Below are 16,125 nucleotides of genomic sequence, written 5' to 3'. Positions count from 1 at the left end.
AAGCCCTCAGCTCAGGTCCAGCTCCGAGCCGCCGAACTTGTCCCGCAGGAACCGGCCCTGATCGCGCAGCGCCTGCTCGTCCCCCCGGTGGATGGCCTCGGCCACCTTGCGCAGCTGGGCGTCGAGCAGGCCGAGCTGGGCGAGCAGCTCCTCGTGCGCGCTGCGCTCCCGCCCGCCGCGGCGGGTGAGGGCGTAGCCGCGCGGCAGGTTCGCGTACGCCTCCAGGCTGGCGGGCAGGTACAGCCGGATCGTCTGCGACACCACGTGCAGCTGGTCGGGGGAGGCGGTGAGCTGCTCGGCGCGGTCCAGCACGCCCCTCAGGACCTCGGCCAGCGCGGCCACGGCCGCGTGCACGTCGACGGGGAAGCGGCCGCCGATCCGCCGCAGCAGCTCGTCCAGGTCGGCCCTGAGCGCCCGCGTCTCCACCTCGGCGTGCGAGATCGTCAGCCGGACCCGGTCCGGCGGGGCCAGCAGCGCGCCCACCCCGTACAGCGCCACCACGACCACCGGCCAGAACGCGCCCGCCAGGCCCAGGAAGTGGGCCACCAGGCCGAGCAGCGCCAGACAGGAGCCGGCGATGTTCCGGTTCGAGCCCAGGTAGCGCACGACGCGCTCACTGATAGCCACGGATCTCCTTGAACGCGCTGCTCAGCGACGTCTTGCGGGCGTCGAACACGGCGCCGCCGGTCAGCTCGGCGACCTTGCGCATCTCCTCGACGTCGCTCTCGCCGAACAGCACCACGAACGCCGGCGCCCGCCGGTCCTCCGGCAGCGCCCGGTAACGGGCCTCGAAGGCGGCGTAGTCGGAGCCGTCGGTGTTGTCGCCGTCGGTCATGAGCACGACCGAGGTGTAGTGCCCGGGCGTCACCGGGCGCTCGTAGGCGGCGGTCAGGCTGTCGTAGATCGCGGTGCCGCCGCCCGCGGACAGCCCTTCCGCGAACGCCTTGATCTGGGCGAGCACCGGCTGCGGGTCGCGTTCGGGCACGGTGAACGGGACCGGCCGCATCGGCGCGTTGCTGAACGGGATCATCGTGACGGCCTCGCGGTTGCTGAAGCGCGAGAACGCGCCGGTGGCGGAGGTGTCGGCGCCGGTCAGGGCGACCAGCGCCTGCCGCAGCGCGTCGATCCGCTCGCCCGCCATCGAGCCCGAGGTGTCCAGCACGAACCGGGTCTCCGCCGGGACCCGCACCTGGTTGAGGTAGGTGGCGATCAGCTCGTCGGCGGTGCTGCGCCGGTTGGGGAACGGCAGCTCGATCAGCTGCCTGCCGCCGAAGCGCGGGTCCGGGGCCACGCCCGGCGTGATCGGCCGGCGGTGGGTGCCGGTCATGATGTCCTTCTGCACGGCGGGGCTGCGTAACCAGGCGGTGAGCTTGCCGTACAGGGCCTTCTTGGGCTCGGGGGCCGAGGCGAGCAGCGTGAGCGGGTAGTCGGCGGTCACCACGCCGTCGGACGGGTAGACGAGCGTCAGCGGCTCGCGCATCCCCAGCAGGACCGACTCGTAGTTGACCATGCCGTCCACGCGCCGGTCGCGGGCGTAGGCGTCGGCCAGCCACCCCGACGAGCCGGCCGTCAGGCGCTGCGCCGAGAAGAACTCCTTCAGCCGCGGCGTCACCGACGCGACCTGCTCGGCGCTGAGCGCGCCGTCCGCGTCCGACAGCGCCGCGGCCACCCCGACCAGGGCGGAGAAGCCGGAGTTGGAGGAGGCGGGGTTCGTCATGGCGAAGCCGAACCTGCCCGCCTTGGCCGCCCGCGCGATGTCGGCCCAGGTGACCTGCTTGCCGTCCCAGCCGAGCTCGCGGGCCTTGGCGGGCTTCAGCCCCAGCACGACGGGGGAGATCATGATCTTGGACTGGGTGGACAGCCTGGCCTGCGCGCCGTCGATCAGGGACAGGTAGCGGTTGGAGGAGAACCAGACCGCGTCCAGCCGGCCGTCGGCGCGGCCGCTCGCGACCTGCTCGGCGCCGTCGAGCGTGCCGGTGTAGGTGAGCCGCACCTTGACGCCGGCCTCCGCCTCGGCCCGCCGCAGCAGCGGCTCGAGGTCCTTGATCTCGCTGCCGGCCAGCACGCGGAGCACGTCGGGCGCGTCGGCGGGCTCCTCGCCCCCGCCGCAGCCCGCCAGCAGGGCGGCGAGCAGGACGAGAGGCAGGACTCGTCTCATCGCTCGCCCTCCCGGGCCCGCTCCAGGTACGCCTTGGCGTGCCCCAGCTCGACGGACAGGCTGTCGACGGTGGCCGCCATGTTGTCCACGGCCTTCGACCGGAACGCGTCGATCATGTCCATCGTGGCGTAGACGTTGTCGAACGCCTGCCGCAGCGTGTCCAGATCCACGGTCGTCGAGGCCGCCTGGTTTTGGATCGCGCCCGCCTGGGTGCGCAGCATCTCGCTGGTGGCCAGGATCAGGTCACCGGTCGTGGCGTTCAGTGCGGTGATCTGGTCGAGCACCAGCTTCTGGTTCGCCAGCGCCTGCGCGACCGTGACCGCCGTGCGCAGCGCCGCGACCGTGGTCGTGGTGGCGCGGTCCACGCCCTTGCTCAGCTCCAGGTTGTTCTTGCGTACGAGGTCGAGCGCCAGGTAGCCCTGGGCCGACACGGCGAGCTGGGTGAGCAGGTCCTGGTGGCGCTGGCGCACGGTGAACAGGGCGTCGGACCGCAGCGCCGTGGCCCGCTCCTCGTCGGCCAGCGCGATGCGCTCCTCAAGAGCGGCGTCCATGGCCTGGGCCAGGACCGCGTACTCCTGCAGCCGGGTCATCGTCTCCCACAGGTTCGCCTTCTCGCCCTCGATGGCGGCGTTGTCGCGCAGCAGCTCGTCCTGGCCGGACTTCAGCGCGCGGATGATGTCGTCGATGTGCTTCTGCGCGGACTGGTACTTGGCGAAGTAGTCGCGCAGCCGGTCGCCGAACGGGATGAGGCCCAGGAGCTTGCGCGTCCCGCTGACCGCCTGCTTCGGGTCCAGGTCCACGACGGTACGGCGCAGCGCCACCAGCTCCTTGGCGACCCTGCCCTGGGCGTCGGCGCCCTCGCCCCGGGCCGCGTCCAGGGCGGCGACCGGCCGCTTGAGCATGCGGTTGGCCACCTGGGAGGCCGACTTGATCTCGGTGTCGCCCATCGAGGAGATGTCGTGCACCTTGCGGGAGAACTCGGGGGAGCGGTGGTCGAGACCGCTCAGCTCGCCGGCGAAGTCGCGGGCCTTGGCAGCCAGCTCGGCGGCGCGCTCGCCGGCGATCGGCAGCATGGTGGCCGCCGTCTCGGCCGGGACCGGGGCGACCGGCTCGGGCGGCGTGAGCACCAGATCGGACACGTGCGGGATCTCCTTGCTAGGGCCGGGCTGAGTCGATGGTGGTGATGAGCTGGTCCAGCCGCTCGTACGTGGGCGGTTCGACGACGTCCACCAGCTCGGCCGCCGCAGGTGCCCCGGTCTTGGCGACCAGGCCGGCGAACGCCTGAGGGTCGGTGGTGCGGAAGCCGTACGCGGCCGCCAGGCTCTGCAGCTCGGCGTCCTTCGTGAGCAGCTGCCCCACCCGGTCGCCCGGCTGGGTCAGCGGGACCAGCGTGTGCTTGCTGAGCACGGTCGGCGAGGGATAGATCAGCCGCATCTCGGGCTTGATCGCGCCGTCGCCGGCGAAGACGTGCGCCAGGTACTGCGCCTCGTAGACGACCAGCAGCGGCGTCTTGCCCGCGCCGAGCGCCAGGTAGTCGTCGAACGACGCCTCGCTGGTGGACTCGGAGAAGCCCTGGTCGAGCACGGCGGGGGCGATCATCGGGGCGATCTTGGCGATCTGGGCGTCGGAGGTGGGCACGTCCTCGCCGTTGGCGACATAGCCGATGGCCGACAGGTACATGGCGGCCGAGTTGGAGGTACGGATGTCGGTGGTGGTGAGGAGGACCCGCTTACGAGCCGGGTAAGCAGAATTGCCGGGAAGCTGATCCCAACGAGTGCCTTTGCCTATTAAATCCAGATATTTCCTAATATCGAGGATTTGGTAGCCTTTGCCGGAATCGCGGACCACGCCCGCCCCCACCAGCAGCTTCGCGATCGGCTCGAACGTGGCCACCGCCATCGGCGAGTAGAACGGCGAATAGGTGGTGACCGCCTTGCGGTCGCGCTTGATCCGCTCGGCGGCGGGAACGCTGGAGGGGAAGGCGAAGGCGTAGCGGCTCAAGTCCACGGCGGTGACGATCTGCCGCGACCCCGCGGTGTCCACCTCGACCCGCAGCCCGTGCTTGGCGAAGGCCGCCTTGACCCGGGGGTCGTCGAAGAACGGCTTCTTCTCCGACCCGATGACCCCCCGCACCACCAGCGCCTCCGGGGCCTCGTCCGCCCGGTTCCCCAAGAGGATCGCCACGACCGCCACCCCGGCCAGAACCGCCGCCAGAATGACACCGATCCAGCGCTTCATCGCATCCTGTTTCTAGAAATAACCCCCATGGCTGGAATTATGGAATGGCGATTGCCGCGTCCGCGCGGTCGGAAAGGCGACCTTACGGCAGAATTCATCCCCCGTTCACGGTTGGGGCGCCGGGTGATCCACCGCGCCGGGGGCCTGCTCGGGCGGAGCGGGAACGGGACGGGGCGCGGCACGCTGGGTGAGGGCGATGGCGGCGAGGATGACGACGGCGCCGACCGGCTGGTTCCAGCTGAGGCCCTCGCCCAGGATGGCCACCCCGGAGACCGCCGCGAAGACCGGCAGCAGGTAGGTGACCGTGGAGGTCGTGGTGACCCCGGCGCGGACCTGCACCCAGTAGAGCAGCAGGTACGCCAGCCCGGTGCCCAGCCCGCCGAGCCCGGCCAGGCTCCACCAGACCGCGGCGGGCGCGTGCGGGTCCACCAGCGGCACCCCGGCCAGCAGCGTGATCACGGCCAGCTGGACCGCGCCGCTGAGCAACTGCCCGGCGGCCAGCACGACCGGCGGCTCGGGGCGCCGGCCGGTGATGAAGCGGCCCATGTAGGCGCCGCCGATCCCGTAGCAGGCCGCGGCGGCGAAGCAGGCCAGACTGCCGCCGAGCTGCCCGCCGCCCATCGGCTGCCAGATCCCGAGCACGACCATGACGCCCGCGAAGCCGAGGCCGAGGCCCGCCACCCGGCCGGCGGTCGCCTTCTCGGTGCGCAGCAGCAGGGTGAAGGCGAGCGTGCAGAGCGGGGTGGTGGCGTTCCAGATGGCGGCGACCACGGAGGAGACGTACTGCTCGCCGTACGCGAAGAGGGTGAACGGCAACGTGGTGAGCACGATCGAGGCGACCTGGAAGTGGCCCCACAGGCGCGGGTCGCGCGGCAGCCGCTTCCCGCCGAGCAGCACGGCCAGCAGGAGCACCAGCGCCCCGATGACCATCCGGCCGAAGGAGACCTGGAGCGGGTGGAGGGCCTCCACCGCGACCTTGATGAAGAAGAAGCTGTTGCCCCAGATGGCGGCGAGCAGCAGGAAACCGGGCAACCAAGGTTTGAGCACGGATGGAGCGTAGCGGTTGGTCCTGACGTATAACCATTTGAACGAGTGAGTACTCGCTCATTAGGATTGCCCGCTATGAACAGGAGGAGACGAAGGGTGCCGGCCATGGCGCCGGAAGACCGCCGTGCCGCGCTCATCGCCGCCACGCTCCCGCTGCTGCGCGAGTACGGCGCAGCGGTGAGTACCCGTCAGATCGCCGAGGCCGCGGGCGTGGCCGAGGGCACGATCTTCGGCGTCTTCCCCGACAAGGCCTCGCTGCTGCGGGCGACGCTCATGGTCGCGTTCGACTCGCGGCCGGCGGCGCAGGCGCTGGCGGGCATCGGCACGCGGGCCGAGCTGCGCACGCGGCTGAGCGAGGCGGTCGCGATGCTGCGGACGGGGATGAGGGCCAACGTCAACCTCTTGGCCGTGCCCAAGGAGCTGATGGCCGACGACGCCGAGTTCTTCAAGCAGATCATGGAGGGCCGGCGCCTGATCGTGGACGGGCTCGCCGCCCTGATCGAGCCCGACCGCGACCGGCTGCGCCGCTCGCCCGAGGCCACGGCGCAACTGCTGCTCGTGCTGATCGCGTCGAGCGAGCACCGCGGCTTCGGCCGGATCGGCGAGTTCGGCGACCTGGACGACGAGGAGATCGTCTCCGTTCTGCTCGACGGGCTGCTCGTGCGGCCCTCCCCCACCCCATCGACAGAAAGCGCCTCTTGATGCTGCTCCGTCTCCTGCGGGTCCAGCTCAGGCCGTACGGGAAAGAGATCACACTCGTGGTCCTCTTCCAGTTCGTGCAGACCCTGGCCACGCTCTATCTCCCCACCCTCAACGCCGACATCATCGACGACGGCGTCGTCAAGGGCGACACCGGAACCATCATGCGCATCGGGCTGGTGATGCTCGGTGTGACCCTCATCCAGATCGTCTGCTCGATCGTGGCCGTCTACTACGGCGCCCGGACCTCGATGGCCCTGGGCCGGGACCTGCGGGCCGCGATCTTCCGCCGGGTGCAGGACTTCTCCGTCCAGGAGGTCAACAGGTTCGGCGCCCCGTCCCTGATCACCCGGACCACCAACGACGTGCAGCAGATCCAGCTGCTCGTGCTGATGACGTTCACGATGATGGTGGCGGCGCCGATCATGTGCGTCGGCGGCATCGTGCTGGCGCTGCGCCAGGACGCGGCGCTGTCGTCGCTGCTGCTCGTCGTGCTGCCCGTGATGATCGTCATCGTGGGCGTGATCGTGGTGCTGATGCGCCCGCTCTTCCGCACGATGCAGGAGCGCATCGACCGGATCAACCAGGTGCTGCGCGAGCAGATCACCGGCATCCGGGTCATCAGGGCCTTCGTCCGCGACAAGCACGAGCGCGAGCGCTTCGGCGTGGCCAACGACCAGCTGACCGACGTGTCGCTGCGGGTCGGGCGGCTGATGGCGCTGATGTTCCCCTCCGTGATGCTGGTGGTGAACGTCTCCAGCGTCGCCGTGGTGTGGTTCGGCGGGCACCGCATCGCCGACGGGAGCATGCAGGTGGGCGCGCTGACCGCGGTCATCTCCTACCTGATGCAGATCCTCATGTCGGTGATGATGGCGATGTTCATGTTCATGATGATCCCGCGGGCGGAGGTCTGCGCCGAGCGCATCGAGGAGGTGCTCGACACCGAGCCGACCGTGCACCCGCCGAAGGCCCCCGTCACCCCAGACAGACATCTCGGCGAGCTGGAGCTGCGGTCGGTGGACTTCCGCTATCCGGGTGCCGAGGAGCCGGTGCTGTGCGGCGTGAGCTTCGCGGCGCGGCCCGGCCGTACCACCGCGATCATCGGCAGCACGGGCAGCGGCAAGACGACGCTGCTCAACCTCATCCCGCGCCTGTTCGACGCGAGCGCCGGCGAGGTGCTGGTCGACGGCGTCGACGTGCGCGAGCTCGACGCGGCCGCGCTCTCCCGGGCGGTCGGCCTGGTGCCGCAGTCGCCCTACCTCTTCTCCGGCACCGTCGCCTCCAACCTGAGGTACGGCAAGCCGGACGCGACCGACGAGGAGCTGTGGAAGGCCCTGGAGGTGGCCCAGGCCCGTGAGTTCGTCGAGGCGATGCCCGGCGGCCTCGACGAGCCGATCTCCCAGGGCGGCACGAACGTCTCCGGCGGCCAGCGCCAGCGCCTGGCCATCGCCAGGACCCTGGTGCACCGGCCCGAGATCTTCCTGTTCGACGACTCCTTCTCCGCCCTCGACTACGCCACCGACGCCCGGCTGCGCGCGGCGCTGGCCGAGGAGATCGCCGACGCCACGATCGTCATCGTGGCCCAGCGGGTGAACACCATCCGCGACGCCGACCGCATCCTCGTCCTCGACGACGGCCGCGTGGTCGGCAGCGGCACCCACGCCGAACTCATGACGACCTGCCCGACCTATCGGGAGATCGTGCTGTCCCAGCTCACCGAACAGGAGGCCGCGGCATGACGACCCAAGCGCCCGCGCGCCGGCCCCAGCCCAGTTTCGGGCCGGGCAGGATGATGTCCGGGCCCGCCGAGAAGGCCCTCGACTTCGGCGGCACGCTCCGCAGCCTGCTGCGGCTGCTGCGCCCCGAGCGCACGCTGCTGGCCGTCGTCCTGGCCCTCGGCACGGCCAGCGTCGCGCTGACCGTGACGGGCCCCAAGATCCTCGGCCACGCCACGGACCTGATCTTCGCCGGCATCATCGGGGCCCAGCTGCCCGCCGGGGCCACCAAGGAACAGGCCGTGGCGGGGCTGCGCGCCAGGGGCCAGGGCACGTTCGCCGACCTGGTCTCGTCGATGAACGTGGTGCCCGGCCAGGGCATCGACTTCACCGCGCTGGCCCAGGTGCTGGCCTGGGTGCTGGCGATCTACGTGCTGGCGGCGCTGCTCGGCATCGTGCAGTTCCGGCTGACCACGACCGTCGTGCAGCGGGCGGCGTTCCGGCTGCGCGAGCGGATCGAGGCCAAGCTGGCGCGGCTGCCGCTGAGCTACTTCGACGGCCAGCCGCGCGGCGAGATCCTCAGCCGCGCCACCAACGACACCGACAACATCGCCCAGACGCTGCAGCAGACGATGAGCCAGCTCATCTCCTCGGTGCTGACGGTCGTGGGGGTGCTCGTGGTGATGTTCTGGATCTCGCCCGTCCTGGCCCTCATCGCGCTGGTCAGCGTGCCGGTGTCGGTCTACGTCACCACCGTCATCGGCAAGCGCTCCCAGCCGCAGTTCATCAAGCAGTGGTCCTCGACGGGCAAGCTCAACGGCCACATCGAGGAGATGTACGGCGGCCACACGCTGGTCAAGGTGTTCGGCAGGCAGAAGGAGGCCGCCGAGATCTTCGAGCAGCACAACGACGCCCTGTTCACCTCCAGCTTCCGCGCCCAGTTCATCTCCGGGATCATCCAGCCGGCGATGATGTTCATCGGCAACCTCAACTACGTGCTGGTCGCCGTGGTGGGCGGGTTCAAGGTGGCCTCGGGCTCGATCTCGCTGGGCGACGTGCAGGCCTTCATCCAGTACTCGCGGCAGTTCAGCCAGCCGCTCACCCAGGTGGCCGGCATGGCGAACCTGGTGCAGTCGGGTGTCGCCTCGGCCGAGCGGGTCTTCGAGCTGCTGGAGGCTCCCGAGCAGTCGCCGGAGCCGGCCAAGCCGGAGCGGCCGGCGCAGGTCAGGGGACGGGTGGCGTTCGAGAACGTGTCCTTCCGGTACGCGCCGGACCGGCCGCTGATCGAGAACCTGTCGCTGACCGTGGAGCCCGGCCAGACCGTGGCCATCGTCGGCCCCACGGGAGCGGGCAAGACGACGCTGGTCAACCTCATCATGCGCTTCTACGAGGTGACCGGCGGCCGCATCACGCTCGACGGCGTCGACGTCGCCGAGATGTCCAGGGAGGAGCTGCGCGCCAACATCGGCATGGTGCTGCAGGACACCTGGCTGTTCGGCGGCACGATGGCGGAGAACATCGGCTACGGGGCGGAAGGCGCCACCCGCGAGCGGATCGAGGCAGCCGCGGAGGCCGCCCACGTGGACCGCATCGCGCACACGCTGCCCGACGGCTACGACACGGTGATCGACGAGGAGGGCGGGACGGTCAGCGCGGGCGAGAAGCAGCTGATCACGATCGCCCGGGCGTTCCTGTCCGAGCCGGCGATCCTGATCCTGGACGAGGCCACCAGCTCGGTCGACACCCGCACCGAGGTGCTCATCCAGCGGGCGATGAGCTCGCTGCGCGAGGGGCGCACCAGCTTCGTGATCGCCCACCGGCTGTCCACGATCCGCGACGCCAGCCTGATCCTCGTCATGGAGGACGGCCGGATCGTGGAGCAGGGCACGCACGAGTCGCTGCTGGCCGAGGGCGGGGCCTACGCCCGCCTGTACTCGGCCCAGTTCGCCGAGGCCGTCGTGGAGGTGGACTAGACGCGTTCCCCGGCGGCTCGCGGTCCGTACATCGATCCACCCGCCGTGGTCCCCGTGACGGCGGTGGGACATCCTGTCATCTCGTGAGGGAGAACATGGACGATGCCACGGACGGTGTCACGGCCGCGCCGGAGACGATGCTCGACCTTCTGGAGCGCCGGGCGGCCGGCGCTCCGGAGGCGGAGCTCGTGCGGTTCGAGGGCGGCGCCTCGCTGCGGGTCGGCGAGTGCCTGGAGCGGGCGACCGCCGCCGCGGGCGGGCTCGCCGGCCTGGTGACGGGCGGAGACCGGGTCCTCACGTGCCTGCCGCCGGGGCCGCGGCTGGTCGAGGTGATGTTCGCCCTGGCCAGGCTCGGCGCCGTGGAGGTGCCGCTGGCTCTGGACGTACGGCTCGACGCGGCGCGGCGGCTGGCCGGGGCCGCCGGGGCGCGCGTGCTCATCGCCGGCACGGACGCCGTGCGCGCCAACCCCGGCCTGGTCGAGCTGGCCGCGGGGATGGACCGCGTGGTGCTCGTGACCGGGCGGGAGGCGGCCGAGCTGCCGGGCTCGGCCGATCTGGACGACCTGCTCGCCGCGCCACACCGCCTTCCGGCGCGGCGTCCGGGACCGGCGGACCCCGCCGTCGTCATGGCCACCTCGGGGACCACGGGCCGGTCCAAGGGAGCGCTGCTGCCGCACTTCGCCGGAGTCCGGCACGCCCGGCGGGTGGCCCGCACCATGGGCTACGAGGCGGGGGACGTGCTGTTCAACGTCTTCCCCTGGAACCACATCAACGTCCGGCACGCGGGCCTGCTGCCCGCGCTGATCTCCGGCGCCACGCTGGTGGCCCACCGGCGCTTCTCCGCCTCCCGGTTCTGGGAGATCTGCCGGCGGGAGGGGGTCACCGCGTTCAACTTCATGGGCGCCGTGGCGGCCATCCTGGAACGGGCGCCCGCCACCGGCTCCGACACCCTTCACCAGGTGCGCCGCGCCTACGGGGGACCGGCGCCGGAGGGCCTGTCGAGGCGGTTCCTGGAGCGGTTCGGCGTGCTGCTGCTGGAGGCGTACGCGTGCACCGAGCTCGGCGACGTGGCGGCGAGCACGGCCGGCACCCGGCGGCCGGGCGCGGCCGGGCGGCCCGTCCCGGAGTACGAGGTGGTGATCAGGGACGACGACGGCCAGCCGGTGCCGGCGGGCCGGATCGGGCAGATCACCGTCCGGCCCCGAGCGGAGTCGATGATCTTCAGCGGGTACGCGGGCGACCCCGCCGCCACCGGGAAGGCCCTGCGTGACGGCTGGTTCGTGACCGGGGACCGCGGCCGGCTCGACGACGACGGCTTCCTCCATTTCGCCGGCCGCCGCGCCGACGTCATCAGGCGGCGCGGCGAGAACATCCCGACCTGGGACGTCGAGCAGGCGGTGGCCGCGATGCCGGGCGTGCTCGACGTGGCCGCGGTGGGCGTGCCGTCGGAGCTGACCGAGGAGGAGGTGCTGGTGGCGGTGACCGCGGCGCCCGGGGCCACGCTCAGCCCGCCGCAGGTGCACGCCTGGTGCCTGGACCGGCTCCCGCGCCACGCCGTCCCCCGGTACGTGCGCGTGCTCGACGCCCTGCCGAGGAACGCCTCGACGAAGGTGGTCAAGGGCGACCTGCGCGACCAGGGGGTGCCGCCGGACGCGTGGGACGCCCGTACGGCCTGATCGCGCGGACCGCTGGACAGACCGGCAGGGTCGCGCCCCGGCGATCGCGCGCTCTAGCGTCGAGCCTCCGGCACACACGGGAGGAGACGAGGTTGCGGGTTCTCGACCTCACCGACGATCTGGCCTTCAACGGGGCGAGGCTGCTGGTCGGCCTCGGCGCCGACGTCGTACGCGTGGAGCGTCCGCGGAGCCCGGGGCTGTCGCGGGCGGAGGCTCTGCACTGGCACGCGGGAAAGCGGGTCGTGAGCGCGCCGGTGAGCCCCGCCGCGCTCGACCGGCTCGCCGAGCAGGCGGACGTGATCATGGAGAGCGGCCCGTTCGGAGAGCTCCGCGGCGTCCGTACGGGCTCCGGCACGGGCTCCGGCACGGGCCCCGGCACGGGCTCCGGCACGGTCACGTCGCGCTGGCCGCGGGCCGTCCACGTCGTGGTCACGCCGTTCGGCACGACCGGCCCCCGGCGTGACTGGCGCGCCGACGATCTCGTGGCCGCGGCCGCCGGCGGCATGGCCTGGCTGGGCGGGAAGCCCGGCGGCCCGCCCAAGCCCCCTCCCCGCGAGCAGGCCACGCAGCTCGCGGGGGCGCACGCGGCCATCGCCGCGCTGCTCGGCCTCATCGCCCGCGACCGCATCGGGCAGGGCCAGCTCATCGACGTCTCCGCGCAGGAGGCGGTGGCCGCCACGCTCGAGACGGGCGCCATCGCCTGGATCCACGCCGGACGGTACCCATCCCGCACCGGCGGCGTGTACGAACACGTGGCCCACCGGGTCTTCCGCGCCGCCGACGGCCACGTCGCGGGCGGATACTCCGGCAGCGACCGGATGTGGACCGACCTGCTCGCCTGGATGGCGGAATCCGGCGAGGCGGAGGACCTGACGGAGGAGAAGTGGTCCGACCCCGTCTTCCGCTGGCGCGGGCGCGAGCACGTGGACGAGGTCGTGGCCAGGTTCGTCGCCGGGCGCTCCGCCGCCTCCCTCGCCGAGCAGGGGCGGGCCCGGGCGCTGCCGTGGGCGGAGGTCTCCACGGCCACGAGCCTGACCGGCAACCCGCAGCTCGCCGAGCGCGGGTTCTTCGCCCGCGTCCTGGGCGCGGGCCTGCCCGAGGAGGGCGTCACGGACGTCGGGTTCCCCTTCGCGGCCCTGCCCCGCCCGGTGCGCCTCACCGAGCCGCGGCCCGCCCCCGCCGAGGCGCCCTGGCGGAGCGAACGCCCCCGGGGCCGCTGTGACGGCGTCCGCGGGCCCGGCGCGCGCCCGCTCGAAGGGATCCGCGTCCTGGACCTGACCTGGGTGCTGGCCGGCCCGTACGCCACCAAGACGCTGGCCGAGCACGGCGCGGACATCATCAAGATCGAATCCCGGCGCCGGCGCGACCCCACGCGCTTCGCCCCGTCCATGCGGCTGCGTCCCGATGCCGGGATCGACGACGGCGGCTACTTCGTCAACTTCAACCGCGGCAAGCGCAGCGTCGCCCTCAACCTGCGCACCGAACCCGGCCTCGAGGTGCTGCGGCGCCTGGCCGCCGAGTGCGACGTGGTCATCGAGAACTTCAGCCCCGGCGTCCTGGCCAGATGGGGGCTGTCCTACGACCGGCTGGCGGAGCTGCGGCCCGGCGTCATCCTGGTGTCGATGGCCGGGGTGGGGCAGAGCGGCCCCTGGCGGAGCGCGGTGACCTTCGCCGACACGCTCGCCGCGATGTCCGGCCTCACCAGCGAGACCGCCGATCCCGGCGAGGCGCCGGAGGGGCTGACGTTCGGGCTGGGCGACATGGTGGCGGCCAACTCGGCCGTGCTCGCCGTCCTGGACCTGGTCGCGGCCGGGCGCGGCGGACACGTGGACCTCTCCCAGCTGGAGGCGATGGCCGCGTCGATGGGACCGGCCGTCCTGGAGGCGGAGCTCGGCGAACGCCGCACCTGCCCACCACCCGGGTCCCGGCCCAACCGGCACCCGCGCATGGTCCCGCACGGCGTCTACCCGGTCAGGGGCGACGACCGCTGGATCGCGCTGGCCGTACAGGGTGACGAGGAGTGGCGGCGGCTGGCCGCGCACGCCGGGCTTTCGCAGGCGGCCTCGGCGGACCTGGAGGAGCGGCGCCGCCACGAGGACGAGATCGACGCCGCGCTCGCGGCCTGGTGCGCGGAGCGCGACGGCGAGGCGCTGGCGGCCGAGCTGCAGGGGCTCGGCATCGCCGCCGCCGTCGTCGCGACCGGCCGGGACCTGGTGGAGGCGGACGAGCACCTGGCCGCGCGCGGCTTCTACCCGGTGCTGGAGCACCCGCTCATCGGCCCGGTACGGCACGAGGGAATCGTGGTGCGCATGTCCGGCACCCCCGGAGCGCTGACGGCGCCCGCCCCGCTGCTGGGCGAGCACACCGACCGCGTGCTGAAGGACCTGCTCGATCTGGACGACGAAGAGCTCGCCCGGCTGCGTGACGCCGGCGCACTGGAATAGGAGCGCAGATGACGAAATATCTGGATGTGCGGAGGGACGGGGGGACGGCGACCATCGTCATCGACCGGCCGCCCGCCAACGCCGTCGACCCGGCGTTGATCGAGGAGTTCCTGGAGGTGATCCCTCCGCTGGCCGAGGACACCTCGGTCCGCTGCCTGGTCATCCGCGGGACCGGCCGCTTCTTCGTCGCGGGGGCCGACATCGCCGTGATGCGCGACCTGTCCGTGGCCAACCACGTCAAGATGCGCCGCTGGGTCGAGGTCCAGCGCCTGCTCGAACGCGCGCCCAAGCCGGTGATCGCGGCGATGAACGGCCACGCGCTGGGCGGCGGGGCCGAGCTGTCGCTCGCCTGCGACCTGCGCATCCTGGCCTCCTCGGCGACCATCGGCTTCCCCGAGACGAGCCTGGGCCTCTTCCCCGGAGCGGGCGGCAGCCAGCGGCTGCCGCGCCTGCTCGGCCCGCATCGCGCCAAGCGCCTGATGATCGACGGCGCCCGCCTGTCCGCCGCCGAGGCCCTCGGCCTGGGGCTGGTGGACGTGGTGGCGGACGACGACGACTTCGACCGCGTGGTGGCCGGGCACGCCGAGGACCTGGCGGCCCGGCCGACCACGACGATCGGCCTGCTCAAGCGCGTCGTGGAGGCCGGGTACGACCTGCCTCTCGACGACGCGCTGGAGCTGGAGTGGCAGGCGGTCCTGGAGCTGATCCACACCCAGGACGCCGCGGAGGGCCTCCAGGCGTTCCTGGACAAGCGCCCTCCGCGGTTCACCGGCCGCTGATCAGGCGCCGTAGCCGGTCACCAGCCCGGTCACCAGCGCGGTGTCGGCGTTGAGGTCGCCGACCTTGCGGGCGCCTCCCGGGGTGCCGAGGGGCGCGTCGCGGCCGGGCAGCACCTCGGCGAAGAACGCCTTGGCGTCGTCGAGGAAGAGCGTGCGCGTCTCGTCGCCCCGGGCGGCGCGGTCGACGAAGATCGCGTCCACCGGACACTCCGGCTCGCACGCCCCGCAGTCGATGCACTCGGCGGGGTTGATGTAGCTCTTGCGGTCGCCGACGTAGATGCAGTCGACGGGACACACGTCCACGCACGCGCGGTCGTTGACGTCGACGCACGCGGGGCCGATGACGTAGCTCATGAATCTCTCCTGTGCTCAGACGCTTTCCGTGGAGTGCCCCGGGAAGAGGGACAGCTCGGGGTCCAGTTCGACGGCGGCGTTGTTCACCGCGGTGGCGACCTCGCCGAAGCCCACCGACATGAGGCGGACCTTGCCGTCGTACTCGGCGAGGTCGCCGGCCGCGTACACCCGGGGCAGGCCCGTACGCATGCGCTGGTCGACCAGGACGGACCTGCCGCGCAGCGACAGCCCCCAGCCGGCGAGCGGGCCGAGATCGCTGATGAACCCCAGCGCGGCGATGACCGAGTCGGCGGGCACGGTCCTGTCGGCCTCGCCGCGCGTGCGCAGGTGCGCCCGCTCGACCCGCTCCGCGCCGGACAGGCCGACGACCTGGCTGTCGACGACGATGCGGACCCCCGCCGCGCGGGCGGCCGCGACGCCGCCGGCGTGCGCGCGGAACGCGGCCCGGCGGTGCACCAGCGTGACCGACCTGGCCAGCGGCGCCAGGGCCAGCGACCAGTCGACCGCGCTGTCCCCGCCGCCCACGACCACGACGTGGTGGCCGGCGTGCGCGGACGGGTCCGGCACGAAGTACGTCAGCCCCCGCCCGAGCCATTCCTCGCCGGCCGGCAGCGGACGCGGGGTGAACGTCCCGATGCCCGAGGTGAGCACGACGGCCCCGGCGCGGACCGCCGTGCCGTCGGACAGCACCACGACCGGCCGGGGGTCCGCGTCGCGGCGTAGCTCGACTGCCTGCCGCCCGAGCAGGTGGACCGGGTCGTACGCGGCCGCCTGGGCCGAGAGCGCCGCCACCAGCGAACGCCCGAGGACGCCGGGGACGCCGGCCACGTCCCGGATCTCCTTCTCCGGGTACAGTGCCGAGATCTGCCCGCCGACCTGGGGCAGCGCGTCGACGAGTACGGTGCGCAGACCGCGGAACCCGGCGCAGTAGGCGCCGTAGAGCCCGGTCGGCCCCGCTCCGATGATCGCGATATCGGTTTCGATCTCCAACGTCGCTCTCCTTTCCGGCCACGGAAGCTACACAGGGCCCGGGCGCCTGCCC

General features: G+C 72.3%; 13 protein-coding genes. 6 read left to right on the top strand and 7 right to left on the bottom strand.

Annotated features, from left to right (window positions below):
- Positions 1 to 6 precede the first annotated feature (6 nt).
- The 5 genes from ABZX61_RS34530 to ABZX61_RS34510 form a co-directional block, all read right to left on the bottom strand.
- Positions 7 to 627 carry a hypothetical protein gene (locus ABZX61_RS34530; RefSeq protein ID WP_355200285.1) on the bottom strand — a complete coding sequence of 207 codons (621 nt, stop codon included), beginning with the start codon at positions 625 to 627 and terminating at the stop codon, positions 7 to 9.
- A complete protein-coding gene (locus ABZX61_RS34525; protein ID WP_355200284.1) occupies positions 614 to 2,158 on the bottom strand; it encodes a VWA domain-containing protein in 1,545 nt (514 codons plus the stop codon). The genes ABZX61_RS34530 and ABZX61_RS34525 overlap by 14 nt, the downstream gene beginning before the upstream one ends.
- Positions 2,155 to 3,297: a toxic anion resistance protein gene (locus ABZX61_RS34520; RefSeq protein ID WP_355200283.1), complete on the bottom strand. Its 1,143-nt coding sequence runs from the start codon at positions 3,295 to 3,297 to the stop codon at positions 2,155 to 2,157. The genes ABZX61_RS34525 and ABZX61_RS34520 overlap by 4 nt, the downstream gene beginning before the upstream one ends.
- A gap of 16 nt (positions 3,298 to 3,313) precedes the next feature.
- The gene (locus ABZX61_RS34515) at positions 3,314 to 4,396 is read right to left on the bottom strand and encodes a hypothetical protein (protein WP_355200282.1); all 1,083 of its coding nucleotides are present in this window, start codon (positions 4,394 to 4,396) and stop codon (positions 3,314 to 3,316) included.
- Positions 4,397 to 4,501: 105 nt separating this feature from the next.
- Complete coding sequence (locus ABZX61_RS34510) at positions 4,502 to 5,443, bottom strand: DMT family transporter (protein ID WP_355200281.1); 942 nt, start codon at positions 5,441 to 5,443, stop codon at positions 4,502 to 4,504.
- A gap of 105 nt (positions 5,444 to 5,548) precedes the next feature.
- Here ABZX61_RS34510 and ABZX61_RS34505 point away from each other — a divergent pair, with 105 nt between their 5' ends.
- The 6 genes from ABZX61_RS34505 to ABZX61_RS34480 all read left to right on the top strand — a co-directional run bounded on the left by ABZX61_RS34505 (position 5,549) and on the right by ABZX61_RS34480 (position 14,729).
- Positions 5,549 to 6,145, top strand: a complete 597-nt coding sequence (locus ABZX61_RS34505; RefSeq protein ID WP_355200280.1) for a helix-turn-helix domain-containing protein — start codon at positions 5,549 to 5,551, stop codon at positions 6,143 to 6,145.
- Entirely contained in the window at positions 6,145 to 7,881 is a 1,737-nt protein-coding gene (locus tag ABZX61_RS34500) for an ABC transporter ATP-binding protein (protein WP_355200562.1), read from the top strand. The genes ABZX61_RS34505 and ABZX61_RS34500 overlap by 1 nt, the downstream gene beginning before the upstream one ends.
- Positions 7,878 to 9,830 (top strand): ABC transporter ATP-binding protein, encoded by a 1,953-nt coding sequence (locus ABZX61_RS34495; protein ID WP_355200279.1) that lies wholly within the window; start codon positions 7,878 to 7,880, stop codon positions 9,828 to 9,830. Before ABZX61_RS34500 ends, ABZX61_RS34495 begins: the two co-directional genes overlap by 4 nt.
- Positions 9,831 to 9,925: 95 nt before the next feature.
- Positions 9,926 to 11,506: an AMP-binding protein gene (locus ABZX61_RS34490; RefSeq protein ID WP_355200278.1), complete on the top strand. Its 1,581-nt coding sequence runs from the start codon at positions 9,926 to 9,928 to the stop codon at positions 11,504 to 11,506.
- 92 nt (positions 11,507 to 11,598) lie between these two features.
- Positions 11,599 to 13,950, top strand: coding sequence for a CoA transferase (locus ABZX61_RS34485; protein ID WP_355200277.1), 2,352 nt, complete (start codon positions 11,599 to 11,601; stop codon positions 13,948 to 13,950).
- Positions 13,951 to 13,958: 8 nt separating this feature from the next.
- Complete coding sequence (locus ABZX61_RS34480) at positions 13,959 to 14,729, top strand: enoyl-CoA hydratase-related protein (protein ID WP_350727470.1); 771 nt, start codon at positions 13,959 to 13,961, stop codon at positions 14,727 to 14,729.
- Here the strand turns inward: ABZX61_RS34480 and fdxA are convergent, their stop codons facing one another.
- Together fdxA and ABZX61_RS34470 are read right to left on the bottom strand one after the other, a co-directional pair.
- Positions 14,730 to 15,083, bottom strand: a complete 354-nt coding sequence (fdxA, locus tag ABZX61_RS34475; RefSeq protein WP_355200276.1) for a ferredoxin — start codon at positions 15,081 to 15,083, stop codon at positions 14,730 to 14,732.
- Positions 15,084 to 15,098: 15 nt separating this feature from the next.
- Positions 15,099 to 16,073: an NAD(P)/FAD-dependent oxidoreductase gene (locus ABZX61_RS34470; RefSeq protein WP_350727472.1), complete on the bottom strand. Its 975-nt coding sequence runs from the start codon at positions 16,071 to 16,073 to the stop codon at positions 15,099 to 15,101.
- Positions 16,074 to 16,125: the final 52 nt, after the last annotated feature.

It is taken from the genome of Nonomuraea sp. NPDC003709 (genome assembly GCF_040610775.1).
GTDB classification, from domain to species: domain Bacteria; phylum Actinomycetota; class Actinomycetes; order Streptosporangiales; family Streptosporangiaceae; genus Nonomuraea; species Nonomuraea angiospora_A.
Note: the sequence above shows the minus strand (reverse complement) of the source record. Positions and strands in the feature narration are given on the sequence as shown.